Annotated in this window: 24 protein-coding genes; 18 read left to right on the forward strand and 6 right to left on the reverse strand. The window is 63.0% G+C overall.

Features of this window, described 5'->3' with window-relative positions:
- The first annotated feature begins 3 nt into the window (after window positions 1-3).
- Window positions 4-1,656 carry a GMC family oxidoreductase gene (locus BM059_RS09315; protein ID WP_074938170.1) on the forward strand — a complete coding sequence of 551 codons (1,653 nt, stop codon included), beginning with the start codon at window positions 4-6 and terminating at the stop codon, window positions 1,654-1,656.
- Here BM059_RS09315 and BM059_RS09320 read toward each other — a convergent pair.
- Window positions 1,649-3,295, reverse strand: a complete 1,647-nt coding sequence (locus BM059_RS09320) for a GGDEF domain-containing protein (RefSeq protein WP_074938172.1) — start codon at window positions 3,293-3,295, stop codon at window positions 1,649-1,651. The genes BM059_RS09315 and BM059_RS09320 overlap by 8 nt on opposite strands.
- A 163-nt stretch (window positions 3,296-3,458) precedes the next feature.
- Between BM059_RS09320 and prfB the strand changes: the two genes are divergently transcribed.
- The 8 genes from prfB to BM059_RS09360 all read left to right on the forward strand — a co-directional run bounded on the left by prfB (window position 3,459) and on the right by BM059_RS09360 (window position 10,973).
- A protein-coding gene (gene prfB / locus BM059_RS09325; protein ID WP_122950757.1) for a peptide chain release factor 2 occupies window positions 3,459-4,554 on the forward strand; the annotation gives its coding sequence in 2 pieces (ribosomal slippage) (window positions 3,459-3,530 and window positions 3,532-4,554; 1,095 coding nt in all).
- Between the two features lie 113 nt (window positions 4,555-4,667).
- Complete coding sequence (gene lysS, locus BM059_RS09330) at window positions 4,668-6,170, forward strand: lysine--tRNA ligase (RefSeq protein ID WP_074938173.1); 1,503 nt, start codon at window positions 4,668-4,670, stop codon at window positions 6,168-6,170.
- Window positions 6,171-6,334: 164 nt separating this feature from the next.
- The gene (locus tag BM059_RS09335) at window positions 6,335-7,048 is read left to right on the forward strand and encodes a TetR/AcrR family transcriptional regulator (RefSeq protein ID WP_074938175.1); all 714 of its coding nucleotides are present in this window, start codon (window positions 6,335-6,337) and stop codon (window positions 7,046-7,048) included.
- Between the two features lie 37 nt (window positions 7,049-7,085).
- Window positions 7,086-7,637: a hypothetical protein gene (locus BM059_RS09340; protein WP_037003105.1), complete on the forward strand. Its 552-nt coding sequence runs from the start codon at window positions 7,086-7,088 to the stop codon at window positions 7,635-7,637.
- Window positions 7,638-7,645: 8 nt separating this feature from the next.
- Window positions 7,646-8,935: a flavohemoglobin expression-modulating QEGLA motif protein gene (locus BM059_RS09345; protein ID WP_074938176.1), complete on the forward strand. Its 1,290-nt coding sequence runs from the start codon at window positions 7,646-7,648 to the stop codon at window positions 8,933-8,935.
- An 88-nt stretch (window positions 8,936-9,023) separates the two neighbouring features.
- A complete protein-coding gene (locus tag BM059_RS09350; RefSeq protein ID WP_037003108.1) occupies window positions 9,024-9,770 on the forward strand; it encodes a TIGR00266 family protein in 747 nt (248 codons plus the stop codon).
- Window positions 9,760-10,653 carry an alpha/beta hydrolase gene (locus BM059_RS09355; RefSeq protein WP_074938178.1) on the forward strand — a complete coding sequence of 298 codons (894 nt, stop codon included), beginning with the start codon at window positions 9,760-9,762 and terminating at the stop codon, window positions 10,651-10,653. Before BM059_RS09350 ends, BM059_RS09355 begins: the two co-directional genes overlap by 11 nt.
- Window positions 10,650-10,973 (forward strand): PA3694 family proteiin, encoded by a 324-nt coding sequence (locus BM059_RS09360; protein WP_074938180.1) that lies wholly within the window; start codon window positions 10,650-10,652, stop codon window positions 10,971-10,973. Before BM059_RS09355 ends, BM059_RS09360 begins: the two co-directional genes overlap by 4 nt.
- Before the next feature lie 115 nt (window positions 10,974-11,088).
- Here BM059_RS09360 and BM059_RS09365 read toward each other — a convergent pair whose 3' ends face one another.
- The 3 genes from BM059_RS09365 to BM059_RS09375 form a co-directional block, all read right to left on the reverse strand.
- Window positions 11,089-11,874 carry a lipotoxin F family OmpA-related lipoprotein LptF gene (locus BM059_RS09365; RefSeq protein ID WP_074938182.1) on the reverse strand — a complete coding sequence of 262 codons (786 nt, stop codon included), beginning with the start codon at window positions 11,872-11,874 and terminating at the stop codon, window positions 11,089-11,091.
- A 47-nt stretch (window positions 11,875-11,921) separates the two neighbouring features.
- Complete coding sequence (locus BM059_RS09370; protein WP_074938184.1) at window positions 11,922-12,335, reverse strand: DUF4398 domain-containing protein; 414 nt, start codon at window positions 12,333-12,335, stop codon at window positions 11,922-11,924.
- Between the two features lie 411 nt (window positions 12,336-12,746).
- Complete coding sequence (locus tag BM059_RS09375; RefSeq protein ID WP_037003113.1) at window positions 12,747-13,091, reverse strand: hypothetical protein; 345 nt, start codon at window positions 13,089-13,091, stop codon at window positions 12,747-12,749.
- 168 nt (window positions 13,092-13,259) lie between these two features.
- On the opposite strand from BM059_RS09375, the gene ppc reads away from it, so the two are divergent.
- From ppc to BM059_RS09415, 7 genes are all read left to right on the forward strand, one after another.
- Window positions 13,260-15,896, forward strand: a complete 2,637-nt coding sequence (ppc, locus tag BM059_RS09380) for a phosphoenolpyruvate carboxylase (protein ID WP_074938186.1) — start codon at window positions 13,260-13,262, stop codon at window positions 15,894-15,896.
- Window positions 15,897-16,119: 223 nt separating this feature from the next.
- Entirely contained in the window at window positions 16,120-16,767 is a 648-nt protein-coding gene (gene adk / locus BM059_RS09385) for an adenylate kinase (protein WP_037003116.1), read from the forward strand.
- Window positions 16,768-16,948: 181 nt separating this feature from the next.
- Window positions 16,949-17,722, forward strand: a complete 774-nt coding sequence (locus tag BM059_RS09390) for a 5'-nucleotidase, lipoprotein e(P4) family (RefSeq protein ID WP_074938188.1) — start codon at window positions 16,949-16,951, stop codon at window positions 17,720-17,722.
- A 377-nt stretch (window positions 17,723-18,099) separates the two neighbouring features.
- Window positions 18,100-18,783 carry a tRNA (adenosine(37)-N6)-threonylcarbamoyltransferase complex dimerization subunit type 1 TsaB gene (gene tsaB / locus BM059_RS09400; protein ID WP_074938191.1) on the forward strand — a complete coding sequence of 228 codons (684 nt, stop codon included), beginning with the start codon at window positions 18,100-18,102 and terminating at the stop codon, window positions 18,781-18,783.
- Between the two features lie 113 nt (window positions 18,784-18,896).
- Complete coding sequence (locus BM059_RS09405; RefSeq protein ID WP_037003119.1) at window positions 18,897-19,241, forward strand: hypothetical protein; 345 nt, start codon at window positions 18,897-18,899, stop codon at window positions 19,239-19,241.
- A gap of 48 nt (window positions 19,242-19,289) precedes the next feature.
- A complete protein-coding gene (locus tag BM059_RS09410) occupies window positions 19,290-20,159 on the forward strand; it encodes a DUF72 domain-containing protein (RefSeq protein WP_037003120.1) in 870 nt (289 codons plus the stop codon).
- A 12-nt stretch (window positions 20,160-20,171) separates the two neighbouring features.
- Complete coding sequence (locus BM059_RS09415) at window positions 20,172-20,873, forward strand: extensin-like domain-containing protein (protein ID WP_074938193.1); 702 nt, start codon at window positions 20,172-20,174, stop codon at window positions 20,871-20,873.
- Between the two features lie 157 nt (window positions 20,874-21,030).
- Here the strand turns inward: BM059_RS09415 and BM059_RS09420 are convergent, their stop codons facing one another.
- On the reverse strand, window positions 21,031-21,798 hold the full coding sequence (locus tag BM059_RS09420) for a hypothetical protein (RefSeq protein ID WP_244154402.1): 768 nt from the start codon (window positions 21,796-21,798) through the stop codon (window positions 21,031-21,033).
- A gap of 106 nt (window positions 21,799-21,904) precedes the next feature.
- On the opposite strand from BM059_RS09420, the gene BM059_RS09425 reads away from it, so the two are divergent.
- The gene (locus BM059_RS09425; protein WP_074938195.1) at window positions 21,905-22,690 is read left to right on the forward strand and encodes a class I SAM-dependent methyltransferase; all 786 of its coding nucleotides are present in this window, start codon (window positions 21,905-21,907) and stop codon (window positions 22,688-22,690) included.
- Between the two features lie 3 nt (window positions 22,691-22,693).
- Here the strand turns inward: BM059_RS09425 and BM059_RS09430 are convergent, their stop codons facing one another.
- On the reverse strand, window positions 22,694-23,329 hold the full coding sequence (locus BM059_RS09430) for a TetR/AcrR family transcriptional regulator (protein WP_037003126.1): 636 nt from the start codon (window positions 23,327-23,329) through the stop codon (window positions 22,694-22,696).
- 235 nt (window positions 23,330-23,564) lie between these two features.
- On the opposite strand from BM059_RS09430, the gene BM059_RS09435 reads away from it, so the two are divergent.
- On the forward strand, window positions 23,565-24,668 hold the full coding sequence (locus tag BM059_RS09435) for an efflux RND transporter periplasmic adaptor subunit (protein ID WP_074938197.1): 1,104 nt from the start codon (window positions 23,565-23,567) through the stop codon (window positions 24,666-24,668).

Below are 24,668 nucleotides of genomic sequence, written 5' to 3' on the forward strand. Positions count from 1 at the left end.
CTTATGTCGCAACCGCCTCTGGATGCTTATGACTACCTGATCGTTGGTGCCGGCCCCGCCGGCTGCCTGCTGGCCAATCGGCTTTCCGCCGACCCTGGCGTCAGCGTGCTGCTGATCGAAGCGGGTGGGCGCGACAACTATCCCTGGATTCATATCCCTGTCGGTTACCTCTACTGCATCGGCAATCCGCGCACCGACTGGTGTTACAACACCGAGGCCGATCCCGGTCTGCATGGGCGTTCGCTGAAATACCCGCGTGGCCGTGTGCTTGGCGGTAGCTCCTCGATCAACGGCATGATCTACATGCGCGGTCAGGCCGCTGACTACGACGGCTGGGATGCTGCGGGCAATCCGGGCTGGGCCTGGCGTGATGTGTTGCCATTGTTCAAACGTTCGGAGAGTCACTTCGCCGGCACGAGCGAGGTGCACGGCGGTGACGGCGAGTGGCGGGTGGAGAGGCAGCGATTGTCCTGGGAGATTCTCGAGGCCTTTCGCGAAGCAGCGGCGCAAAGTGGTATCGCCAGCGTCGATGATTTCAACGCTGGGGACAACGAAGGCTGCAGCTACTTTCAGGTCAACCAGAAACGCGGGGTGCGCTGGAATGCGTCCAAGGCGTTTTTGCGTGAGATCCGCCAGCGCCCCAATCTGCATGTACTGACGGGCGCCGAAGCCGAACGACTGGAGCTGGCCGAGGGCCGCGCCAGTGCGCTGCACCTGCGTTGTCAGGGGCGTATGCAGCGTGTCACGGCGCGCCGCGAGATCATCCTGTGCGCCGGTGCCATCGGTTCGCCGGCGTTGCTGCAGCGTTCCGGCATTGGCCCTCGGCCGCTGCTCGAAAAGCTGGGGATCGGCGTCAGGCACGAGCTGCCAGGTGTCGGTGGGAATCTGCAGGATCACCTGCAGCTGCGCCTGATCTACCGGGTCGAGGGCGTGAAGACGCTCAATCGCATCGCGGCCACGCCCTGGGGCAAGCTGGGCATGGGCCTGGAATACCTGCTTAAACGCAGCGGCCCTTTGTCGATGGCGCCCAGTCAGCTCGGCGCCTTCGCCAAGTCCGACCCTGGCCAGGCGCGCGCCAACCTGCAGTATCACGTACAGCCCTTGTCGCTGGAGCGCTTTGGTGAGCCCTTGCACGACTTCCCGGCCTTCACCGCCTCGGTGTGCAACCTGCGCCCGTACAGCCGTGGCAGCGTCGAGATCGCTTCGGTCGATGCCAGCGTTGCCCCGCTGATCCGCCCCAACTACCTCAGTGACGAACGGGATTTGCATGTGGCCGCTGATGCCATTCGTCTGACCCGGCGTATCGTCGCCGCGCCTGCATTGGCTGGTTACCGCCCGCAGGAGTACAAGCCCGGCCCGGACTATCGCAGTGAGGAAGACCTGCAGCGCGCTGCGGGCGAGATCGGCACCACCATCTTCCATCCGGTGGGTACCTGCGCGATGGGGCAAGGGCGTGAGGCGGTGGTCGATGCGCGCCTGTGTGTGCATGGCATCACGGGTTTGCGCGTGGTCGATGCGTCGATCATGCCGAGCATCACCTCGGGTAACACCTGCTCACCGGTGCTGATGATTGCCGAAAAGGCTGCGCAGATGATCGCCGAGGACGCACAGCGTCAGCGGCAAGCGACTGCGGTAGCCGAGGGGGCGCTCAACTGAGATCGGTTTCCTGGCTGTTGTGGAACACGGCGCGGTTGCGCCCACCGTACTTGGCCCTGTAGAGCGCTTCGTCGGCCAGTTGCAAGACGGCGCTGAGCTCGATGTGATCCACAGGCCAAAGTGCGCCGCCGACACTGCAGCCGATGCGTACCTCGCCCACCTCCAGCAGCACCGGCTGGCCGAGGGCGGCGATGGCGCGCTCGGCTACCTGGCGCGCATGATGCTGCGCATCCTGCCCGGGCACTTGCAGCACCATCAGAAACTCATCGCCGCCCAGGCGCGCGACCATGTCGCCGTCACGCAAGCAGCCTCGCAGGCGCTGGGCAATCTCCCGTAGTAGATGATCGCCGGCGGTATGGCCGTGGGTGTCATTGACCGGTTTGAAACCGTCGAGGTCGAGGTAGAGCAACGCCAGGCAGCCATGCTGCAGACGGCTGCGCTGCTGAGCCTGGGGGAGAAATTTTTCCAGAGCCATGCGGTTGGGCAGGCCGGTCAGTGCGTCGTGGTGGGCGAGGCTTTCCATCATGCCCAGCGCCGTCTGCTGCAGGGTCAGGCTTTCCACCAGATGGCGGATGGACTGACTCAGCTGGTGAATTTCACGGCTGCCACGCAACTCGGGGATTTCGGTGATTTCCCCAGCGCTCAGGCGGTCCGCGGCATTGGCGATGTCGCGCAGTGGTCGGGTGAAGTAGGTGCTGACCAGCCAGCCGATCACCGCGAACGCCAGTGCCAGGCCGCTGCCCCAGAGCAAAATACTGTGCAGCAGGCTTTGCGCCGGGGCATCGGCAACCTCAAGCGATTGCCGCGCCACCACCGTCCAGCCCAGGCCAGGGTAGTCCTTGTAGCCCCGGCTCAGGGTCAGACCCGTGAGGTAGTCGTTGCCATCCGGCCATTGCTGCACCTGCCAGCGACTCTGCCCAGGCTCCAGCCCCTTCAGGGCTGGCAGCTCCAGTTTCTGGCCGATCATCTCCCGCGGGCCAAGCAGGATGCCGCGATCCTGGCCTATGACGAAGAACTCGACAAGATGCCGATCCTGGCTCGGGCCTAGAATCGATTCGCGCACCTCATCGGCCCAGGCCCAGGACAGATGGCTGGCCAGAACGCCGACCAGGCTGCCATCGTCAGCGATGATCGGCAGGCTGATATCGACGAACTTCATCGCCTCACCGCTGGGGTTGGGTAGCAGCTTGGCCAGCAAGACTGCCTCATGCACATCGCCGATGAACAGCCCGTGGCGGCCCTCCAGGTACACTGGCCTCTGCGCGATGCTGACGTCTTCCAGTATGCCGTTGCTGGACGCCAGCACCAGGCCTGCCGGGTCGGTGAAGCCGACCCAGGCAATGCTGGGGATTTCCTTCTGCAGGCTGTCGAGCAGGCGCCTTATCTCGGCGATGTCATCGGGCTGACGCAACGCCTGCAGGTTACCGAGCACCTTCAGCACCGCGGCGCGCGAGGCCATGTCGCGATCCAGTCGATCGACCATCGCGTAGGACACCTCGGCCATGTTGCTGCCCACGTCCTGGCGAATCTGCTGGCTGGTGTGCTGGCCGATCAAGGTGCCCAGCAGCCAGCTGAGGGCGCAGACCAGCAACGCGATGAAAAGGGCGATATGGCTTCGCATACTTTGCGAGGGGGGCATGGCGGGGTTCCAGAAGAGGCCACTGCAATAGGCTGTGTGACCAGTATAGTGCGCCGTTGATCCATTGAACCGTGATCGCCTGCCGATAGTGGGCTGCCAGCCTGGGTCGGCTCGGGTATAATCGCTGGCTTTTCCGTCCGATTTGCCGCGAGCGCCGACTACCATGGAAATCAATCCGATCCTCAACGCCATCAAGGACCTGTCCGAGCGAACCCAGTCAATTCGGGGGTATCTTTGACTACGATCACAAGCATGATCGTCTGGTCGAAGTAAACCGCGAGCTGGAAGACGCCAGCGTCTGGAACAAGCCCGAGTACGCCCAGGCCCTGGGCCGTGAGCGCGCCATGCTGGCGCAGATCGTCGAAACCATCGACGACCTCACCGGCAGCCTGGTCGATTCCAGGGATCTGCTGGAAATGGCTGCCGAAGAGAACGACGAAGGCGCAGTGAACGATATCGTCGCCGAAGTCGAGCGCTTGCGCGAAATTCTCGAAAAGCTGGAATTCCGCCGCATGTTCAGTGGCGAGATGGACGCCAACAACTGCTACCTGGACATCCAGGCAGGCTCCGGCGGCACCGAGGCCCAGGACTGGGCCAACATCCTGCTGCGCATGTACCTGCGCTGGGCCGACAAGCGCGGCTTCAGTGCCGAGATCGTCGAACTGTCCGAAGGTGAAGTCGCCGGCATCAAGGGCGCCACCGTGCATATCAAGGGCGAGTACGCCTTCGGTTGGCTGCGCACCGAGATCGGCGTACACCGTCTGGTACGCAAGAGTCCGTTCGACTCCGGCGCGCGTCGCCACACCTCGTTCTCGGCGGTATTCGTTTCGCCCGAGATCGACGACAAGGTCGAGATCGAGATCAACCCGGCCGACCTGCGCATCGACACCTACCGCTCCTCCGGTGCCGGTGGTCAGCACGTCAACACCACCGACTCGGCGGTGCGTATTACCCACGTGCCGACCAACACCGTGGTGGCCTGTCAGAACGAACGTTCCCAGCACGCCAACAAGGACACCGCCATGAAAATGCTGCGGGCCCGGTTGTACGAGCAGGAAATGCAGAAGCGCAACGCCGCTTCCCAGGCGCTGGAAGACACCAAGTCCGACATCGGCTGGGGTCATCAGATCCGCTCCTACGTACTCGATGACTCGCGCATCAAGGACCTGCGTACCGGCGTCGAACGTAGCGACTGCCAGAAAGTCCTCGACGGTGACCTCGATGGTTATCTCGAGGCGAGCCTCAAGCAGGGGCTTTGAGAGCAGCCGCAAGCTACAAGTTGCAAGTTGAAGCGGATCAGCCTCTGCTGAGGTATCCGTTTCAGCCTGGCAGCGATCTTTCCAGAATGATGATTTGACCGGGACGACCCGCAATGAGCGACCAACAACTCGACCACAACGAACTGCAACAGGAAGAAAACAAGCTGATTGCCCAGCGCAAGGAAAAGCTTGCTGCCGTCCGTGAGCAGGGCATTGCCTTCCCCAACGATTTCCGCCGCGACAGCCTGTGCGCCGACCTGCAGAAACAGTACGAGGGCAAGAGCAAGGAAGAGCTGGAAGCCGCTGCCATCCCGGTGAAGATCGCCGGGCGCATCATGCTCAACCGTGGCGCCTTTATGGTGCTGCAGGACACTTCCGGTCGCCTGCAGGTCTATGTCGACCGCAAGGGCCTGCCGGCCGAAACCCTGGAAGCGATCAAGACCTGGGATCTGGGCGACATCATCGCCGCCGAAGGCACCCTGGCGCGTTCCGGCAAGGGCGACCTGTACGTGCACATGAACAACGTGCGCCTGCTGACCAAGTCGCTGCGCCCGCTGCCGGATAAACACCACGGCCTGACCGACACCGAGCAGCGCTACCGCCAGCGCTACGTCGACCTGATCGTCAACGAAGAAGTGCGTGACACCTTCCGCGTTCGTTCGCAGGTGATCGCCCACATCCGCCGCTTCCTCAATGAGCGCGGTTTCCTCGAAGTGGAAACCCCGATGCTGCAGACCATCCCAGGCGGCGCGGCGGCCAAACCGTTCGAGACGCATCACAATGCGCTGGACATGGCCATGTTCCTGCGTATCGCCCCGGAGCTGTACCTCAAGCGGCTGGTGGTCGGTGGCTTCGAGAAGGTCTTCGAGATCAACCGCAACTTCCGTAACGAAGGCGTTTCGACCCGGCACAACCCCGAGTTCACCATGCTCGAGTTCTACCAGGCCTACGCCGACTACCGCGACAACATGGACCTGACCGAGGAACTGTTCCGCGAGCTGGCTCTGGCCGTGCTGGGCAGCACCGATGTGCCGTACGGCGACAAGGTGTTCCACTTCGGCGAGCCGTTCGTGCGCCTGTCGGTGTACGACTCGATCCTCAAGTACAACCCGGATATCAGCGAAGCTGACCTGAACGATGTCGAGAAAGCTCGCGCCATCGCCAAGAAAGCCGGCGCCAAGGTGCTCGGCCACGAAGGTCTGGGCAAGCTGCAGGTGATGATTTTCGAGGAACTGGTGGAGAGCAAGCTGGAGCAGCCGCACTTCATCACCGAGTACCCGTTCGAGGTGTCGCCGCTGGCGCGTCGCAACGACCAGAACCCGAACGTCACCGACCGCTTCGAGCTGTTCATCGGTGGTCGCGAGATCGCCAACGCCTATTCCGAGCTCAATGACGCCGAAGACCAGGCCGAACGCTTCCTCGCTCAGGTGGCCGAGAAAGATGCCGGTGACGACGAAGCCATGCACTACGACGCCGACTTCGTCCGCGCCTTGGAATACGGCATGCCGCCCACCGCTGGCGAGGGCATCGGCATCGACCGTCTGGTGATGCTGCTGACCAACTCGCCGTCGATCCGCGACGTCATCCTGTTCCCGCATATGCGTCCGCAGGCTTGATGCCACACAGAAAGCCGCCTTCGGGCGGCTTTTTGCTACCTGTCGTTGCACATTTCGCAGCAATTTCGCCGTGTTCGCTGCCCGCAAGCGAAACGGAGCCTTTTGGTTGCATGTCCAAGCTATTACTCTGCCAGTCATAACTAGAAGTAGAGGGTCGACCCACCGTGAGCTCCGTACCTGCTTCCCCGAATGCCACCCAGGCAGCCAATGCCGTCGCCGAAAGCGTGCAATACCAGGGCCGCAAGGCCAGCCGACAAGGCAGCGAGCAGCGTCGTCAGGCGATTCTCGATGCTGCCATGCGCATTATCGTGCGCGACGGCGTGCGCGCCGTGCGTCACCGTGCGGTGGCGGCCGAGGCGCAGGTGCCGCTGTCGGCCACGACCTACTATTTCAAGGATATCGATGACCTGATCACCGATACCTTCTCCCAGTTCGTCGAGCGCAGCGCGGCGCAGATGGCGGCGTTCTGGGCCAGCACCCAGGGCGCGCTGGAGGAGATGGTTGGGCGTCTGGATGGCAGCGAGCAGGCGCGCAGGCAGTTGGCCGACGATATCGCCGGGCTGGCGGTGCAGTACGTGCAGCGCCAACTGCGCGAGCGTCGTGATCACCTGATCGTCGAGCAAGCGTTCCAGCAGGAGGCCCTGCTCAATCCACGTCTCAGTGAACTGGTGCGTGCCCATCGGCAGATCCTGCAGCAGGGCGTCACCCACTTCTTCGAAGTGCTGGGCTCGCGCCAGCCCGAGCAGGATGCCGTGCTGTTGACGGCCACCATCGTGCGGATGGAGTATCAGGGCCTGCTCGATGGCGTCGAGAATCTGGACAGCCAGGGAATGCTGGCCATCCTTAAACGTTATATGAATCTGGTTCTGGGGCTTTGATGCCCAACCGGCTGGTGGTTTTCACAAGGAGAGCGTAATGAAAACCTGGCGCGCACTGGTCGCCCTGTCCTTCCTGCTGTTGAGTGGTTGCCTGGTCACCTTCAAGGATCCGATCCCGGCCAACGAGGCGGCACCCATCCCATTGCTGGGTGAGTGGACCCGGCAGGACGAGTGGGGCGATCAACTGTATCTGGAGATCACCCGTGCCGGTTCCAACCTCTACGAGGCACGCATTTACGAAGGCAGCCCGGACAACGCAGGCGGCCTCGAGGAGTTCGGCTTCACCGTCGCCCATCATGGTCGCCGCTGGTATCTCTCGGCGGGCTTGCCGAAGAGCCTGGGCGCCAACTTCGCCATCGCCGGTTTCGAGTTGACCAAGGACAACGAACTGGTGGTGTACAACCTCGACACCGACCGCATCCTTCAGGATATGGGCAAGGGCCTGCTGGAAGGGCAGACCGTCTCCATGCCGGAGGCTGACGGTGCACTGATCACCAGCCCGCTGGACAAGGTATTCGACTATCTCGACGATCCGGCCAATGCCGACCTGTTCGTCGAGGTCGCGCGCTACCAGCGGGTGGCCGAGTAGGAATCGCAATGAACAGCCAGCAGAAACTGGACGACTATCAGCTCTGTATCCGCGCACTCAGTGACCGCATCGTCGAAGCGCAGACGCCGATCCGTGTACTCGATGCGGTGAAATGGGACGACGGTATCCGCGATGCCTTCCTCAAGGCCAAGGGCAAGCAGCCGCCGGCTGTGAATCGCGACTACTACCTGAGCCGGCCGTTGGCTTTCGATGCTGCTGCGAAGAAGCTGGAATTCCAGAACATCGAGCGCGACATCACCCGTCATCTCGGCCAGTTCAATCCGGTCGGGCAGATCATGCGGCGCATGTGCAAGGAATACCGCATGGTGATTCGCATGCTCGAAGCGCGCGGCACCGAAGATTTCGGCCTGATCAGCCAGGAGCTCTACGGCGCGGCCACCGACGCCTTCCACGCCGGTGATCCGACCCTGGCCGATCTCGGTCTGATGCTCTCCGATTACCTCAACAACATTGCCGCCCGTGGCGACCTGGAAGACGAGCCCAAGGTGCTTGGCGCCGCCGATGTGGTGAATATCCTGCAGCAGCGCTTGGCCGGGGTTTTCGGTGATGACACCATCCGCGTGTTCGAGTCCGACGGCATCCTCGCCGATGCGGCGGCGGGCGCCGACTACATCAAGATTCGCAGCGACGCGCGCTTCAACGAGCGCGACGTCAAGGCGCTGGAGGTGCACGAAGGGTTGGTGCATGTCGGCACCACGCTCAATGGCCTGAACCAGCCGATCTGCACCTTCCTGGCCAAGGGACCACCCTCGTCGACGGTGACCCAGGAAGGTCTGGCCATTCTCATGGAAGTGATCGCCTTCGCTTCCTACCCGACCCGCTTGCGCAAGCTGACCAACCGCACCCGCGCCATCCACATGGCCGAGGAAGGCGCAGATTTCCTTGAGGTGTTCGAGTTCTTCCGCGAGCAGGGTTACGGCCTGGAGGGCGGCTATAGCAACGCCAGTCGGGTGTTCCGCGGCTCGCTGCCGAACGGCCTGCCGTTCACCAAGGACCTGTCCTACCTCAAGGGTTTCATCCTGATCTACAACTACATTCAGCTGGCGGTGCGCAAGGGCAAGTTGGAGCAGATTCCGCTGCTGTTCTGCGGCAAGACCACCCTCGAAGACATGCGCACCCTGCGCAAGCTGGTGGACGAGGGCCTGGTGCTGCCGCCCAAGTACCTGCCGCCGCAGTTCCAGGACCTGAATGCGCTATCGGCGTGGATGTGCTTTTCCAACTTCCTCAACCACCTGAGCCTGGATCGCATCGAAGCGGACTACGCCAATATCCTCTGATCGCAGCCCTGTAGGGTGCGCCGCGCGCACCGCCGGCGCAGCGCATCGTCAGGTTTACAACGTCGTGGCCCACCCCGGAGACCTGCAAGTGCCCAGCCATCAACTCGAATACGAAATCCTCGGTGCTTCGGCGCAATCGGTGGAGATCATCCTCGACCCCGGCGAGACGGTGATCGCCGAGGCTGGGGCGATGAACTATATGACCGAAGGTGTACGCTTCGAAACGCGTATGGGCGACGGCTCCTCCAGCGGTCTATTGGGCAAGCTGTGGAGCGTCGGCAAGCGCATGCTCACCGGCGAGTCGCTGTTCATGACCCACTTCAGCAATGCCGGCAAGAGTCAGGCGCGGGTCGCCTTTGCGGCGCCTTATCCGGGTACCGTGGTGCCCATCGACCTGGCGACGATCGGCGGCCGCTTGATCTGCCAGAAGGACGCCTTCCTCTGCGCCGCACATGGCACCAGCATCGGTATCAGCTTCGCCAAACGCCTGGGCGCCGGTTTCTTTGGTGGCGAGGGCTTCATCCTGCAGAAGCTCGAAGGTGATGGCCTGGCCTTCGTGCATGCTGGCGGCACGGTGATCCGCAAGGAACTGAACAATGAAACCCTGCGTCTGGACACCGGTTGCCTGGTGGCCTTCAGCGGCGGTATCGATTACGACATCGCCCTGGCGGGCGGCCTGAAGAGCATGCTCTTCGGCGGCGAAGGGATCTTGCTGACCACGCTCAAGGGAACCGGCACGGTGTGGATCCAGAGCCTGCCGTTCTCGCGCCTGGCCGAACGCGTCTATGCGGCGACCGTTCAGGCACGTGAAGAGGTTCGCGCCGGTGGCAAATAGCCTGCGAGCGCTGACATTGCTATTGGTCAGTCTGTGGCTGGCCGGTTGCAGTGGCCTGCTTTTCTACCCGGAGCCAGGGCTGCCGATCACCCCCGAGCGTGCCGGGCTGGAGTACCGCGATATCGAGCTGCGCGCCGCCGATGGCACGCGCCTGCATGCCTGGTGGCTGCCGGCCAAGGCCGGAGTGAAGGTCAAGGGCACGGTACTGCATCTGCATGGCAACGGCGGCAACCTGGCCTGGCACCTGGGCGGTGTGCACTGGCTGCCGGAGCAGGGCTATCAGGTGCTGATGCTGGATTATCGTGGCTACGGTTTGTCTGAAGGAAAGCCGCGGCTGCCGGAGGTCTATCAGGACATCGAGGCGGCCTTCGCCTGGCTCGAGCAGGCGCCGCAGGTGCAGGGCGCGCCGCTTTTCGTGCTCGGGCAGAGCCTCGGCGGCGCCCTGGCAGTGCATTACCTGACGCAGCATCCCGAGCGTCAGTCGGCCGTGCGGGCCATCGCGCTCGATGGTGTGCCGGCCAGTTATCGTGATGTCGGCCGCTATGCCCTGAGCAAGAGCTGGCTTACCTGGCCGTTGCAGGTGCCGCTGTCCTGGTTGGTGCCTGACGGCGACAGCGCGATTCGCAGCATCGAGCAACTCGAAGGTGTGCCCTTGCTGATCTATCACAGTGTTGACGATACGATCGTGCCGCTTTCCAATGGCCAGCGTTTGTATCAAGCTGCGCGCCCGCCACGTGCCTTTCAGGCGACCCGTGGTCCGCACGTGCAAACCTTTGCCGAACCCGCCTGGCGCCAATCGTTGCTGGCGTTCTTCAGCGCGCCGCAGGCTTATGTCGAGCGCCAGGCACCGACCACCGAATCCGCAACAGAGAGTCCGCAATGACCGAACGCAATCCCATCCCTCTGATCTTCACTGGTGTCGCCAGCATTGTCGGTACCATCGGTGTGCTCTGGTACTACGGTTACGTCCATTTCGCCAAGCCGGAAGACGCGTTGCTGCTGTCCGACTTCACCATGCTCAAGACCGTCCCCGGTGAGGACTACAAGGTCTCGCTGAAACCGGCCGATCAGGTGGCGCAGTGCATCGACGGCGTGCTAGTGCTGTTCGACCTGCAGCAGAAGGGCCTGACCGGCGTGCTGGTGGATAATCGTAAGCAGGCCGTGCGCTGCATGGGGCAGGAAACGCCGGCGTTGGAGCAGTAAGGTAATGACGCTGTAGGGTTTACCGAGGCGTTATCGGTACGCACGATGTACCCGGTAAACGTACAGCCAAAAAGAAACCCGCCATCAGGCGGGTTTCTTTTTTACGGCAACGCTATCAGGCGCCGGTAGCCGAACGCGGAGCGACCGGCTGGTTGTCGTTGGAGATGGTCACCTCCACACGACGGTTCTGCGCACGACCGGAGTCGCTGGAGTTGTCCGCAACCGGATACTCCTTGCCGTAACCTTGGGCGACGATGCGCGTCGGCGCCACACCTGCGCGGACCAACGCGCGGCGCACGGCCTCGGCACGGCGCTCGGACAGGCCCTGATTGTAGGTGGCCGAACCGACGCTGTCGGTGTAGCCCTCGACGATCACTTGGCGCTCCGGGTTTTCCTGGAGGAAGCGTGCCAGTTCGGTGACGTTAGGCAGGGCGCTGCTCTTGAGTTCGGCCTTGTTGAAGTCGAACAATACATCGCCGAAGGTCACCAGCGTGCCGCGCTCGGTCTGCTTGGCGTTGAGGCTGTTCTGCAGCTTGCGGATCTGCGCATCGCGAGCGTCGAGAAGGGCCTGGGCGCGCTGCGCCGAGGAGTTCTTCAGTTCTGCTTCGGCAGTACGCAGAGCGATGGTCTGCTTGGCTACGTCAACGCGTTTGTTGGTCAGGTAGGCCAGCTGGTCGACCTTCTTCTCGTCTTCTTTGTCCATGTAGGCCTTGTCGGCCTTGTTCAGCCACTCCTGGGCTTCCTTGGTCTCCAGCGCGGCAATCTTGCTCGCCTGCGGATCGCTCTGTAGCGAGGAGAAGTTGCTGCGCGCAGACTCCAGATTGGCGTTGGGCTGGTGCGAGCAGGCGGCCAGGCCGACGCTTAGGGCCAGAAGGGCGGGGATCATCACGTGTTTACGCATGGCGTTCATCCTTTGATCTGTCAGCGAATGGGTGGGTGACATGCTGCTCACTGAGCGTTGCGCATGCCTTCCTCACGCAGTTCCTGAACACCCTGGCGGGCGTCCTGCAGAGCTTGCTCTGCCTTGGCGGCCTGAGCCTTGCGCTCGGCGAGTCGAGCGTCCCACTCGGCCTGTTCGGCCAGGCGACGAGCTTTCTCGTAGTCTTCCTCGTGCATGGCCAACTCGGCCTCTTTGAGCTTGTCCTGCGCCGATTTCATTTCCACGGCGGCAAACTCGGTACCGCCGGCACTGATCGCCGAGTTCACGGCAGACTGCGTCACGGCGTATTGCTCGCTGGGCGGGTTACCCGCACAGCCAGCCAGTACCAGGCTGCTACCCAATACCAGGGCAGCCAGTTTGATCCCGTGCATGCGACTACGCGGGGTTTTCTCGGTATGGGTCTTCATGGCGGCTAACTCCATTTGAAACACTCCTATGAACGACAATATCCGTAGCGATTGGCCGGTCGTGTTGTCCGTCTACCAAGGGTGTTGGCGATGTCGGCTTGCCACGATGGCCTGTAAGTGGGACCGGCAGGTTTTTTGAATAGTTCAGAAAAAAACACAGGGTGCTTATGGTTTTCTGGATGACTGGTTAGTCAACTATTCGCGCATGGAAAGCCCGCTGCGTCGTTTTCGATGCGTGTTGAGGACGTTCTTTAAACCCTTGTATCTAGAGGGTTTGGTGGGTGATGAGAGGCCGGTTCGCCCGCGAATCACCAAAGGCGGCGGGAGGCGCTGCGTCGACGCACAAAGGGCTGCTCGGCAGACGTGTTGTCTGCCTGAACATTCAAAATTGAACAATATGTCGAACGAAAAGGGCCGTTCAGGGCGTCAATGGCTCGTCTCTTTGCTCGTGTCACTCAGTTCGCGCAGGTATTTGCGCGACAGCGCGAGAAAGCGCGGTGTCGGACCGATGTCCTCGTACAGCGGGTCGCCTTGCTCGTCCAGTGCCACCACCTTGCTGCCGCGCACGTAGGGCAGGCTGGCTTCCAGCTCCTCGAGCGCAGCGCCGATCAACTCGCCGAGCAGTTCTTCGCTGTGATGCTTGGGGTACATCTCGGTAAGCGCCGCCAGGCGAGCGGCTGATTCGATATCCAGGTGAATGTGATAACGAGTCGAGGTCAGGTGACCCTTGGCGTTTTGTTCCCAGTGCTTTGCCAGTTCGCGAATTCTCATGTCATAGCTCCTTCACGGGTGGCGCAACTGATGCCGGCTAGCGCATCCAGCACGCCTATCAGCAAGCCTAGTCCCAGCACGCAGGCCTGCCTGGGTACGCGTCGCACCCTTGTAAGAAGTTGGCGCGCTGGGCACTCTGTTGACACTGGACAGGAGAAGGAGTGCGACATGGCGGAAATCGATGCGCGCCTACGTGAAGAGGTGCACCTGCTTGGCGAGCTGCTCGGCAATACCATCAGCACCCAAATGGGCGACGAGTTTCTCGACAAGATCGAACGCATACGCAAATCAGCCAAGGCCGGTCGTCGTGGTTCTGCCGCAGGTGCCGAGCAACTGACCAGCACCCTCGGGGATCTGGCTGACGACGAACTGCTGCCGGTGGCGCGGGCCTTCAATCAGTTTCTCAACCTGGCCAATATCGCTGAACAGCAACACCGGGTGCGCCGTCGCCGTGCGGATGAGCCCGAGCCGTTCGAGTTGCGCGTGCTCGACGAATTGCTCGAACGCCTGCTCGCTGCTGGGCAGGGCAGCGATGAACTGGCGCGCCAGCTGGGGCGCCTGGACATCGAGCTGGTGCTGACTGCGCATCCCACCGAAGTGGCGCGGCGCACGCTGATCCAGAAATACGATGCCATCGCGGCGCAGCTGACGGCACTGGATCACAGTGACCTGTTGCCAGCCGAACGTGAACGCATCGCCCAGCGCCTGCAGCGGCTGATCGCCGAGGCTTGGCATACCGAGGAAATTCGTCGCAGCCGGCCCAGCCCGGTGGACGAAGCCAAGTGGGGCTTTGCCGTCATCGAGCATTCGCTGTGGCAAGCCGTGCCGCAATTCCTGCGCCGCGCCGATCAGAGCCTGCAGGCCGCCACTGGGCTGCGTCTGCCGCTGGAGGCTGCGCCGATTCGCTTCGCCTCGTGGATGGGCGGTGACCGGGACGGTAACCCCAATGTCACGGCGCGCGTGACGCGAGAAGTGTTGCTGCTGGCGCGCTGGATGGCCGCAGACCTGTACCTGCGTGATGTCGACCAACTGGCCGCCGAGTTGTCCATGCAGCAAGCCAGTGACGAGCTGCGTGCGCAGGTGGGCGACAGCGCCGAACCTTATCGCGCCCTGCTCAAGCAGCTGCGCGAGCGCCTGCGTGAAACGCGCAGTTGGTCGCAGCAAGCGCTCACTGCCGATGTGGCACCAAGTGCTGCGGTACTGCGCGACAACCATGACCTGCTGGCGCCACTGCAGCTGTGCTACCAGTCGCTGCATGCTTGCGGCATGGGCGTGATTGCCGATGGTCCCTTGCTCGATTGCCTGCGCCGAGCAGCCACCTTCGGTCTGTTTCTGGTGCGCCTCGATGTTCGTCAGGATTCTTCTCGACACGCGGCGGCGATGTCGGAAATCACCGATTATCTGGGCCTCGGTCGTTACGCCGAATGGGATGAGGAGGCGCGCCTGAGCTTCCTCCAGCGCGAGCTGGAAAACCGCCGCCCGCTGCTGCCGAGCGACTATCGCCCCTCGGCCGATACTGCTGAAGTGCTCGCCACCTGCCGTGAGGTGGCCGCGGCTCCTGCCGCATCGCTGGGCTCCTACGTGATTTCCATGGCCGGTGCCGCCTCCGATGTGCTGGCGGTGCAACTGCTGTTGAAAGAGGCCGGGTTGCGCCGGCCGATGCGGGTGGTGCCACTTTTTGAAACCCTGGCCGATCTGGATCATGCCGGGCCGGTGATCGACCGGTTGCTTGGGCTGCCCGGTTATCGCGCGCGCCTGCATGGCCCGCAGGAAGTGATGATCGGTTATTCCGATTCGGCCAAGGACGCCGGTACAACCGCCGCGGCCTGGGCGCAGTACCGCGCCCAGGAGGAGCTGGTGCGTCTGTGTCGCGAGCATCAGGTTGAACTGATGCTGTTCCATGGTCGCGGTGGCACCGTCGGCCGTGGCGGTGGCCCCGCGCACGCGGCCATCCTGTCGCAACCCCCGGGCTCGGTGGCGGGGCGCTTCCGCACCACCGAGCAGGGAGAAATGATCCGCTTCAAGTTCGGCCTGCCGGATATCGCCGAGCAGAATCTCAACCTGTATCTGGCTGCAGTGCTGGAAGCCACGCTGCTGCCACCGCCGGCGCCAGAGCCGAGCTGGCGCGCGATGATGGACCGCCTCGCCGATGTCGGTGTGAAGGCCTATCGCGGCGTGGTGCGCGAGCATCCGCAGTTCGTCGAGTACTTCCGCCAGGCCACACCGGAACAGGAGCTGGGGCGTTTGCCGCTGGGCAGCCGTCCGGCCAAGCGGCGCGAGGGGGGCGTGGAAAGCCTGCGGGCCATTCCATGGATCTTCGCCTGGACCCAGACGCGCCTGATGCTGCCGGCCTGGCTCGGCTGGGAGCAGGCGTTGGGGCAGGCGCTGCAAGGTGGCGATGCCGAACTGCTGAAGCACATGCGCGAGCAGTGGCCTTTCTTCCGCACACGCATCGACATGCTGGAGATGGTGCTGACCAAGGCCGACGCCAGCATCGCTGCGCTCTATGACGAGCGCCTGGTCGAACCGGCGCTGCAGGCGCTGGGTGCGCAGTTACGCGACCTATTGTCGCAGGCGTGCGCTGCCGTACTGGAACTGACCGGGCAGTCGCGACTGCTCGCGCACAATCCGGAAACCCTGGAATCGATCAGTGTGCGCAACACTTATCTCGACCCGCTGCACTTGTTGCAGGCCGAGCTGCTGGCGCGCTGCCGGCAACGTGAACAGGCGCCGGAGAGCCCTCTGGAGCAGGCGCTGCTGGTCAGCGTTGCGGGTATCGCAGCGGGCTTGCGCAACACCGGCTAAGGGTATCCCTGCACTGGCAAACAGCTGCCAGTGCAGCGCCGGATGCCAGGCCCAGGCCGCCAGGAGGAGGGTTTTTATCCGACTTTTGGCGGCTTGTGCGCCTGGGGTGCGCTGTGTATCTTGATCAGCCTTTTGGCCGCTACTGCTGCCGCATACCACTTAAGAGATTGGCCCCACGAGGCGAGTCCGACCGATTACTACATAACTCTTGAGGAGCACATCGATGCGCGTGATTCTGCTGGGGGCGCCCGGTGCCGGCAAAGGTACCCAGGCTCGCTACATCACCGAGAAATTCGGCATTCCGCAAATCTCCACTGGCGACATGCTGCGTGCTGCGGTCAAGGCTGGCACCGAGCTCGGCCTGAAGGCCAAGAGCGTAATGGACGCCGGCGGTCTGGTCTCCGACGACCTGATCATCAATCTGGTCAAGGAGCGCATCGCTCAGGCCGATTGCGCCAACGGTTTCCTGTTCGATGGTTTCCCGCGCACCATTCCGCAGGCTGAAGCCCTGCGTGATGCTGGCGTCGCTCTGGATCACGTGGTGGAAATCGCCGTGGAAGACGAGGAGATCGTCAAGCGTCTGTCTGGTCGTCGCGTACACCCGGCTTCCGGCCGCGTCTACCACACCGAATACAACCCGCCGAAAGTCGCCGGCAAGGACGACGTCAGCGGTGAAGAGTTGGTCCAGCGCGAAGATGACAAGGAAGAAACCGTGCGTCACCGCTTGTCCGTCTACCACTCGCAGACCAAGCCGCTGGTGGACTTCTACCAGAAGCTTTCCGCTGCCACCGGTACTCCGAAATACAGCCATATTCCGGGTGTCGGCAGCGTCGAAGACATCACCGCGAAGACTCTGGCTGCTCTGGGCTGAGTCCCTGCCGCCAACCGTCGCTGCAACAAGGCCCCGAAAGGGGCCTTGTTCGTTTATGGAACATGGACACGTTGTTGTCGCTCTCAAGCATGGGCTCGCGTCACGGGCCCAGTAGTATCGACGATGCAGCTCCCGGCCTGCGCCGGGGCGTGTCGATAACCAATAAGGAAGAGGGCATTCAATGACCGACAAACGCATCTGGCTAGGCCTTGCGGTATCGCTGCTGAGCACTCCACTGGCATTTGCCGACACTCCCGCCGCGGGCAAGGCTGACTGTTCTGTTGCCGAGTTCACCATGGGCTTGCGCTTTCAGCAGCAGTCTGCGGAAGTCCAGGCGCTGCAGCTGCAGGCCTACAACATCGCCACCGAGAAGCTCGACAAGGCGGTTGCGGCGGCGAAGGATCCGTCGAAGCTGGCCATCGTCACCGACCTCGATGAAACCGTGATCGACAACAGCGCGCTGCTGGCGCGCGATCTGGCCAACTGTCACCAGTATGACGCCTGGGACACCTGGCTGCCCTGGGAGCGCGACGGCACGCCCGAGCTGATACCCGGTGCGAAGAAGTTTCTCGAGCATGCCGACAAGCTCGGCGTGACCATTCGCTACGTCTCCGACCGTGCCGACGAGCAGAAGAAATACACCCTGGCCACCCTGAGCAAACTGGGCCTGCCGCAGGTATCCGAAGAAAGTGTGCTGCTGCTTGGCCCGCCCAAGGTCGAGCGCCGCGCTATTGTCAGCGCCGATCACCAGATCATCATGTTACTGGGCGATACGCTGCATGACTTCGACGGGCGTTTCCGCAAGACGCCGCTCGACGCACAGCGCAAGACCGTTGCCGAAGAGTCGGACAAATGGGGCGTGGAGTGGATCGTGTTCCCCAATGCTGGCTACGGCACCTGGTCCAAGGCGCCGCTCAAAGACTGGGAGGCCGAGCCGGTGGTTGAGCCCTGGTAAGAGCCTGTTCAAAGTCTGCTGCGCGTCGGCCCTGCCGCGTTAAAAACAGGCTCGGACAGTGACTTGTCACTGAACGTCCGCAGGACGGCCCGCAGGGCGAGCGCAGCGAGTAATGCTCATGTACAAAAGTACAGTCGAACGCGACCCCGGTCGTTCATCGCCTGTTTGATTCGCTGGCGCTCACCCTTCGGGCCAGCCTTCGGCTGTTACTCCCGTTGGTCGTTGCGCCTTGCATTGCTCTAGCTCGCGAGACTTTGAGCAGCCTCTAAGGGCGCCCGTCGGTCGCTCGGCATGAGCCGGGCGCCGTCATGGCGCTGGAAAAAATGTTGTCGAGCCGGTCTAATGCCGGCTCTTTTTTCTTCAGCTGTCCGAATGCAATGACCACTCTCCTGGCCCTCGATACCGCCACCGAAGCCTGCTCCGTCGCGCTGCTGCATGATGGTCGCGTGCTCAGCCACTACGAAGTCGCCCCGCGCCTGCACGCACAGCGCCTGTTGCCGATGATTCAGCAACTACTGGGCGAAGCGGGTATCGCTGCTTCGGCTCTGGACGCCATCGCCTTCGGCCGTGGTCCGGGTGCATTTACCGGTGTACGCATCGCCATTGGTGTGGTCCAGGGCCTTGCCTTTGCCCTGGAGCGTCCGGTGCTGCCGGTCTCCAATCTGGCCGTGCTGGCCCAGCGTGCGCTGCGTGAGCAGGGCGTGACTCAGGTTGCAGCCGCCATCGATGCGCGTATGGACGAGGTTTACTGGGGCTGCTATCGCGCCGAGGCTGGCGAGATGCGTCTGCTCGGTCAGGAGGCGGTGTTGCCGCCGGAACAAGCCGAAGCTCCGCGTGGCAGCAGCGCAGATTGGTTCGGTGCCGGCACCGGCTGGGGCACCTTCGCCGCGCGTATCGCCCTCACGCCAACACGCATGGATGGCAGCCAGCTGCCGCATGCCGAAGACCTGCTGAGCCTGGCCTGTTTTGCCTGGGCGCGTGGCGAGGCGTTGCCGGCCGATCAGGCGCAGCCGGTGTACCTGCGTGACCAGGTCGCCACGCCGAAAGCGCCGCCAGCATGACAATTGGTCGGATGGCCGCTGCCAGGACCCCTTCGGGATTTGCCAATGGCGTAGCCCGCCGCTACATTGCCAGCACAGTCACTTGTTCAGCCGAGCCCACCGAGCAGTCCTAGATGCGGATCGACGGTTACTTACCTCCCTACTCGCCAGATCGCGGCCCCCGTTCGGGCACTGCGGTCACGCCCTATCGCGAGGCGCAGCGGGAAGTCGAGTCTCAGCGTGAGCAACCAGCTGCTCCGGCCAGCAGCCAGGGGTTGGAGCAGGCACCGCAGATTCGCCGTGTACAGGCCAGCAGCAGTAACACCGACAGCCTGCCGGCGCGCTCGCAGGACCTCGGTTATCAACAGCCTGCGCTGAGCAACCGTGCTGCTCAGGCGCTGTCCAGCTACAGCACCACCGCCGCCTACGCCAGCGAGTACGATGCGCAGGAAGTGCTCGGGCTCGATCTCTACGCGTAACTCCGTTTCACGGCTCATGCCCTTTAGCCAGGTCCGTTACCTAGATCGATGAGCGTTGCGCTTCCCTATTTTCTCGGTTGCCCATCCTGGAGCGAAGCTGCCTGGCGTGCCACGCTGTATCCGCAGGATACCCGGCCAACCGAGTTTCTTAGTCGCTACACCGAAGTGTTCAATGCGGTGGAAGGCAACACCACGTTCTACGCCAGGCCCAGCGAGCAAACGGTAGCGCGCTGGGCGCTGGCGATGCCAGCGCACTTTCGTTTCTGTGCCAAGTTGCCGCGCGATATCAGCCACAGCGATGACCTCTGCCAACAATTGGAGGAAGTCGCCCAGTTTCGTCAGTTGCTGGCACCGCTTGGCGAACGGGTAGCGCCTTACTGGCTGCAACTGCCGGCCAGCTTCGCACCTCATCGGCTGGCCGAGCTGGCGGCGTTCATCGAGCAGTGGGGCGACTGGCCGCTGGCGATAGAAGTGCGACACCCGGAATTCTTCGCCAAGGGCGATGCCGAGCGGATGCTCAATCGCCTGCTGCACGAGCGGGGTATGGAGCGCATCTGCCTGGACTCGCGTGCGCTGTTCAGCTGCGACTCACAGGCGCCGGCCGTGCTGCATGCGCAAGCCAAGAAGCCGCGTCTGCCGACTCGGCCCACCGCGTTCAGCCAGAGCCCGCAGTTGCGCTTCATCGGTCATCCCGAGTTGCTGGCCAACGACCCCTTCATGCTGCCCTGGCTAGACAAGGTCGCCGGTTGGATCGAACAGGGACTGCGTCCTTACGTCTTCGCCCATACCTCGGACAACCGTCTGGCACCGGAGCTGGCGCGACGTTTTCATCAGCAACTGATGCAGCTCCTGCCTGGCTTGCCTGAACTGCCGGTTTTGGAGATCGAGCCGGAACTGGAGCAGCTTGGCTTGCTCTGATGGAGGATGAATATGCTGATACGGATAGTCGGCCGTTTGCTGTTTCTTTCCCTGTTGCTGGGCGCGGCGCTATTGGTGGCGGTGTGGCGTGGCTGGCTGGATGTGGCGCCGCGTTTCAACCCCTGGGCGCCGCTGGACGTGCGAGAGACGCCGAACCTGCTGACCCCCTTCAAGCTCTGGCGCCTGGGTGAGGATCGCGCGTTGTGCGACCTGGCCCTGGCGACGTCCGGGCTGCGTTTCACCCGCCTGGCCGACAGCACGCCGCACCCGGGTTGCCCGGTGGAGAACGCCGTGCGCATCCAGGGGGCCAGCGTCGGCCTGAGCAGCAGCTTCATGGCCACCTGTCCGTTGGCGGTGAGCTTCGCTTTGTTCGAGCGACATGGGCTGCAGCCGGCTGCACAGGCGGTGTTTGGCCAGCCGGTGACCCGCGTCGAGCATGTCGGCAGTTTCGCCTGCCGCAGCATCGCCGGCAGCCAACGGCCTAGCCAGCATTCCTATGCTAATGCGCTGGATATGGTCGGCTTCCGTCTGCGCGACGGCCAGCACATCAGTGTGCTGCGGGACTGGCCACGAGAGGACGACAAGGCGCGCTTCCTGCGGCTGGTGCAGGAGGCAGCTTGCGACAGCTTCAATGTCACCCTCGGCCCTGAATACAACGCTGCGCACCGTGATCACTTTCACGTGGACATGGGCATGTGGCGGATGTGCCGCTGAGGTGCTTGCAACCCGCCATTGGCGCTGCGGCAGGTTGCACTCGCCCAGGGCTATCGGTCGGACGTGCTTCACGTAGGGTGTGCCGTGCGCACCCAGCAAGCACCACGTTATTCCCGGTGCGCACGGCGCACCCTACCCGCATGCCGACGCGGCGCGACTAGCGTTTGGCCAATAGCAGATCGGCTGCCTGTCCGCTGCGCCCATCGGCGAATTCGAAGCGACCCAGCTGCGCGATCTGATCGTAAGCACCCAAGGCGATGCTGACGTCGCGAGCGCGCAGGTCGATGGCGCTGACCCCAGCTTCGCCGAGCGTTTGCAGATGTTGTCGACCCTGGCTGTCGAAACGTAGCAGACGGAGCTTGTCGAACACGGCATCGGCCGCATCGATACGGCCGTCGCCGTTGTCGTCGAAACGCGCCAGTTCGGCGAAGCCATTGGCGGCGCCATGCTGATCGCCGAACAGTTCGCGGCCATCGTCGATACGCCCACTACCGTTGCGATCCAGCGCCAGCAGTGCATCGTCGCCGGTGGGTACGCTGATCGAGTCCATACGCCCGTCGGCATCCAGATCGAAACGCACCGGGCGGTTCAGGCCACTGGTGGAAAACCCGTTGCCGGCCAGGTCCAGCGCCAGCGGGTCGACCTGCTGCGGGGTTTGTCCGCTGCTGACGTTGAGCTCCAGGCTGCGCTGATCGATCACGGCCTGGCTGACGGCTACGGCACTGCTGGAGACGGCAGGTGGCTCGGCCGTCTGCTGCAGCTCGCGGGCAATTTCTCCGGGTTTCTGTTCGTCCTCTATGCCCAGGGTGCGGCGCAGAATCTGATAGTCGATGGATTCGCGCGCCGCGCGGTCGAGTTCCTCGTCCAGTGGGCGCGGGCTGGCAGGGCTGCTACTTGGGCGTGGGGCGGAGAGAGCGTCGAACATGTGCACACTCGATGCGGCTGTCGGCGGCCGGGTCTGGCAGAATGCCGCTTCTTCGATATCGGCCGCGCGGTCGATGTTTTGAGTGATTTTTGAGCAGAACGAGCCAATGACCGACGAGCGGCATAACGCCAGCATCCGCATCCAAGCCTTGCATCCTCAGTACGCCGAAGTGGCTGCCCGATGGGCGTCACGCCTGGGCTTACCGCTCGAGGGTGAAACCGAGTTCGCCCTGCAGCTGGGCGACGATGGGCTGCAACTGGTGGAGCTGGGCGACAAGGCGCCCGGCCCGGTACGGGTGGATTTCGTCGAGGGGGCTGCAGCGCATCGACGTCAGTTCGGCGGCGGCAGTGGGCAGATGATTGCCAAGGCCGTCGGCGTGCAGTCAGGCGTTCGTCCGCGGATTCTCGATGCGACGGCGGGGCTGGGGCGCGATGCCTTCGTGCTGGCCAGCCTGGGCTGCGAGATGACCCTGATCGAGCGCCAACCGCTGGTGGCTGCATTGCTGGAAGATGGCCTGCAGCGTGCGGCGCTGGATTTCGACGTGGCGCCTATCGCCGCGCGCATGCGCCTGCTCACTGGCAATGCCATCGAGCTGATGCGCAACTGGCAGGGCGAGGCGCCGCAGGTGATCTACCTCGATCCGATGTTTCCGCATCGTGACAAGAGCGCGCTGGTGAAGAAGGAAATGCGCCTGTTCCGGCCCTTCGTCGGTGACGATCTGGACGCGCCGGCGTTGCTCGAAGCGGCGCTGGCACTGGCCACGCATCGCGTGGTGGTCAAGCGCCCGCGCAAGGCACCGGCAGTCGAAGGTGGCAAACCGGGCTACGTGCTGGAAGGAAAATCCAGCCGTTACGATATCTACCCGAAGAAGAAGCTGGAAGCCGGCGCCTAGGGTTCAGGGCCGGTAAGCGCGCAGAAACAGTTGCACGGCGTCTTGTACGTGGCGTTCCGCGGCTTCACCTTCCAGCGGCTCGCCACAACCGATCAGCAGGCGGAAATGCGCACCGCCCTTGAGCAGGCTGAAGAAGTGATCGGCGGCCAGATGCGGATTTTCCAGATTCAGCAGGCCCCGTTGGCCGGCCTTGTGCAGCAGCACTTCCATTTCGTCCTGCACCCGCTTAGGGCCGGCTTCGTAGAACATCTGCGATAGCTTCGAGCCCTGGCTGGCCAGATTCACCATCATCCGATGCATTTCCACCGACTCGCGGCTGTTGACCAGCGCCAGGAAGCCGCGCGCAATGCCCGTCAACTGGCTTTCCAGCGGCACGTTATCCGGTAGTTCGAACAGCAGTTCGGGGAGTTGCTCTTCGCACTTGGCCTTGATCGCCGCGGAGAACAGCGTCTCCTTGTCGGTGAAATGGCTGTACACCGTGAGCTTGGAAACGCCCGCCTCGGCAGCGATGGCGTCCATGCTGCTACCGTCATAACCATTACGCAGGAACAGGCTCTTGGCCGCCTCGAGAATGGCGCGGCGTTTGGCGGGGTCCTTCGGACGACCGGGGCCGGAAGGTTGTAACAACTTGTCAGGCATTGGCGGATTTTAATACTGGACTGGCGAGTTTGCTATTTTTACTATACCCGGCAGTACAAATATTCCAAGGGGCATCTCCAAAAGCGTCGGCGAGGTAGTCAGCGCAAGGCGAAAACAGGCGAAGAAGCGGAGTTTACGTGCCGTAAATGAGTATCTGAGCCTGTTTTCAGCGCAGTGATGACAACGCAGGTGGCGTTTGGAGGTCGCCCTAAACCTTCTCCGAAAGGTGTTTGACATGTCTCGCCACGTTCTCCCGCTCGTTGCTTCTCTGGGTCTCGTATTTCTGTTGTCTGCCTGCGGCAATGGCGAGCAGGTGGAGCAACCAAGCCGTCCGGCCATGGTGGTGCAGCCTCAGCCGGCCGCTGCGCTGGTCGACAGTTATCCTGGCGAAGTGCGGGCACGTCTGGAGCCGGAACTGGCCTTCCGCATCGGCGGCAAGGTCAGCAAGCGCATGGTCGACGTGGGTGACCGGGTGAAGAAGGATCAGGCCCTGGCCGAGTTGGATCCGCAGGACGTACGCCTGCAACTGGAGGCTACTCGTGCGCAGATGGCCGCAGCCGATGCCAACCTGCAGACCGTGCGCGCCGAACGTGAGCGCTACAAGACGCTGCTCGAGCGCAACCTGGTCAGCCGCTCGCAGTTCGATAACGTCGAGAACCAGTATCGCGCCGGCGAGGCGCGCCTGAAGCAGGTCAAGGCCGAGTACGACGTCGCCCGCAACCAGACCGACTACGCCGTGCTGCGCGCCTCCCAGGATGGCGTGATCGCACGACGCACGGTGGAAGTCGGGCAGGTGGTCGCTGCCGGCCAGACCGTTTTCACCCTCGCCGCAGATGGCGAGCGTGAAGTGTCGATCAGTCTGCCGGAACAGAGCTTCGGCCGTTTCGAAATTGGTCAGGTGGTGGAGGTGGAGCTCTGGTCGCAGCCTGACCAGCGTTTTCCAGGACGTATCCGCGAGATGGCGCCTGCTGCTGACCCACAATCGCGTACCTTCGCCGCGCGTGTCGCGTTCGTCGAGGGCAAGGTGCCGGCAGAGCTGGGCCAGAGTGCGCGCGTGTTCATCGCCAGCAATGGCGAGGTACCGCTGGCCGTACCGCTGTCGGCGCTCAGCGCTGAGCAGGGCCAGGCGTTCGTCTGGGTCGTCGATCCCAAGGAGCACACTGTACAGCGCCGGCCGGTGCGCGTGGGCGCCTATGGTGATGACCGTGTGCCTGTGCTGGAGGGGCTGTCCGCTTCCGACTGGGTAGTGGCCGCGGGTGTCCAGGTATTGCGCGAGGGCCAGCAGATACGCCCGGTGGACCGCGACAATCGCAATGTCGAACTGGCTGCCAAGGAGTAA

The organism is Ectopseudomonas composti, assembly GCF_900115475.1.
Classification (GTDB): Bacteria; Pseudomonadota; Gammaproteobacteria; order Pseudomonadales; family Pseudomonadaceae; genus Aquipseudomonas; species Aquipseudomonas composti.

What these genes read in the sequence shown, in the direction of transcription:
- BM059_RS09315 (WP_074938170.1), top strand. Translation starts at nt 4, where the DNA reads ATGTCGCAACCGCCTCTGGATGCTTATGACTACCTGATCGTTGGTGCC.
- BM059_RS09320 (WP_074938172.1), bottom strand. Translation starts at nt 3,295, where the DNA reads ATGCCCCCCTCGCAAAGTATGCGAAGCCATATCGCCCTTTTCATCGCG.
- lysS (WP_074938173.1), top strand. Translation starts at nt 4,668, where the DNA reads ATGAGCGACCAACAACTCGACCACAACGAACTGCAACAGGAAGAAAAC.
- BM059_RS09340 (WP_037003105.1), top strand. Translation starts at nt 7,086, where the DNA reads ATGAAAACCTGGCGCGCACTGGTCGCCCTGTCCTTCCTGCTGTTGAGT.
- BM059_RS09345 (WP_074938176.1), top strand. Translation starts at nt 7,646, where the DNA reads ATGAACAGCCAGCAGAAACTGGACGACTATCAGCTCTGTATCCGCGCA.
- BM059_RS09360 (WP_074938180.1), top strand. Translation starts at nt 10,650, where the DNA reads ATGACCGAACGCAATCCCATCCCTCTGATCTTCACTGGTGTCGCCAGC.
- BM059_RS09365 (WP_074938182.1), bottom strand. Translation starts at nt 11,874, where the DNA reads ATGCGTAAACACGTGATGATCCCCGCCCTTCTGGCCCTAAGCGTCGGC.
- BM059_RS09370 (WP_074938184.1), bottom strand. Translation starts at nt 12,335, where the DNA reads ATGGAGTTAGCCGCCATGAAGACCCATACCGAGAAAACCCCGCGTAGT.
- BM059_RS09375 (WP_037003113.1), bottom strand. Translation starts at nt 13,091, where the DNA reads ATGAGAATTCGCGAACTGGCAAAGCACTGGGAACAAAACGCCAAGGGT.
- ppc (WP_074938186.1), top strand. Translation starts at nt 13,260, where the DNA reads ATGGCGGAAATCGATGCGCGCCTACGTGAAGAGGTGCACCTGCTTGGC.
- adk (WP_037003116.1), top strand. Translation starts at nt 16,120, where the DNA reads ATGCGCGTGATTCTGCTGGGGGCGCCCGGTGCCGGCAAAGGTACCCAG.
- BM059_RS09390 (WP_074938188.1), top strand. Translation starts at nt 16,949, where the DNA reads ATGACCGACAAACGCATCTGGCTAGGCCTTGCGGTATCGCTGCTGAGC.
- tsaB (WP_074938191.1), top strand. Translation starts at nt 18,100, where the DNA reads ATGACCACTCTCCTGGCCCTCGATACCGCCACCGAAGCCTGCTCCGTC.
- BM059_RS09405 (WP_037003119.1), top strand. Translation starts at nt 18,897, where the DNA reads ATGCGGATCGACGGTTACTTACCTCCCTACTCGCCAGATCGCGGCCCC.
- BM059_RS09410 (WP_037003120.1), top strand. Translation starts at nt 19,290, where the DNA reads ATGAGCGTTGCGCTTCCCTATTTTCTCGGTTGCCCATCCTGGAGCGAA.
- BM059_RS09415 (WP_074938193.1), top strand. Translation starts at nt 20,172, where the DNA reads ATGCTGATACGGATAGTCGGCCGTTTGCTGTTTCTTTCCCTGTTGCTG.
- BM059_RS09420 (WP_244154402.1), bottom strand. Translation starts at nt 21,798, where the DNA reads ATGTTCGACGCTCTCTCCGCCCCACGCCCAAGTAGCAGCCCTGCCAGC.
- BM059_RS09425 (WP_074938195.1), top strand. Translation starts at nt 21,905, where the DNA reads ATGACCGACGAGCGGCATAACGCCAGCATCCGCATCCAAGCCTTGCAT.
- BM059_RS09430 (WP_037003126.1), bottom strand. Translation starts at nt 23,329, where the DNA reads ATGCCTGACAAGTTGTTACAACCTTCCGGCCCCGGTCGTCCGAAGGAC.
- BM059_RS09435 (WP_074938197.1), top strand. Translation starts at nt 23,565, where the DNA reads ATGTCTCGCCACGTTCTCCCGCTCGTTGCTTCTCTGGGTCTCGTATTT.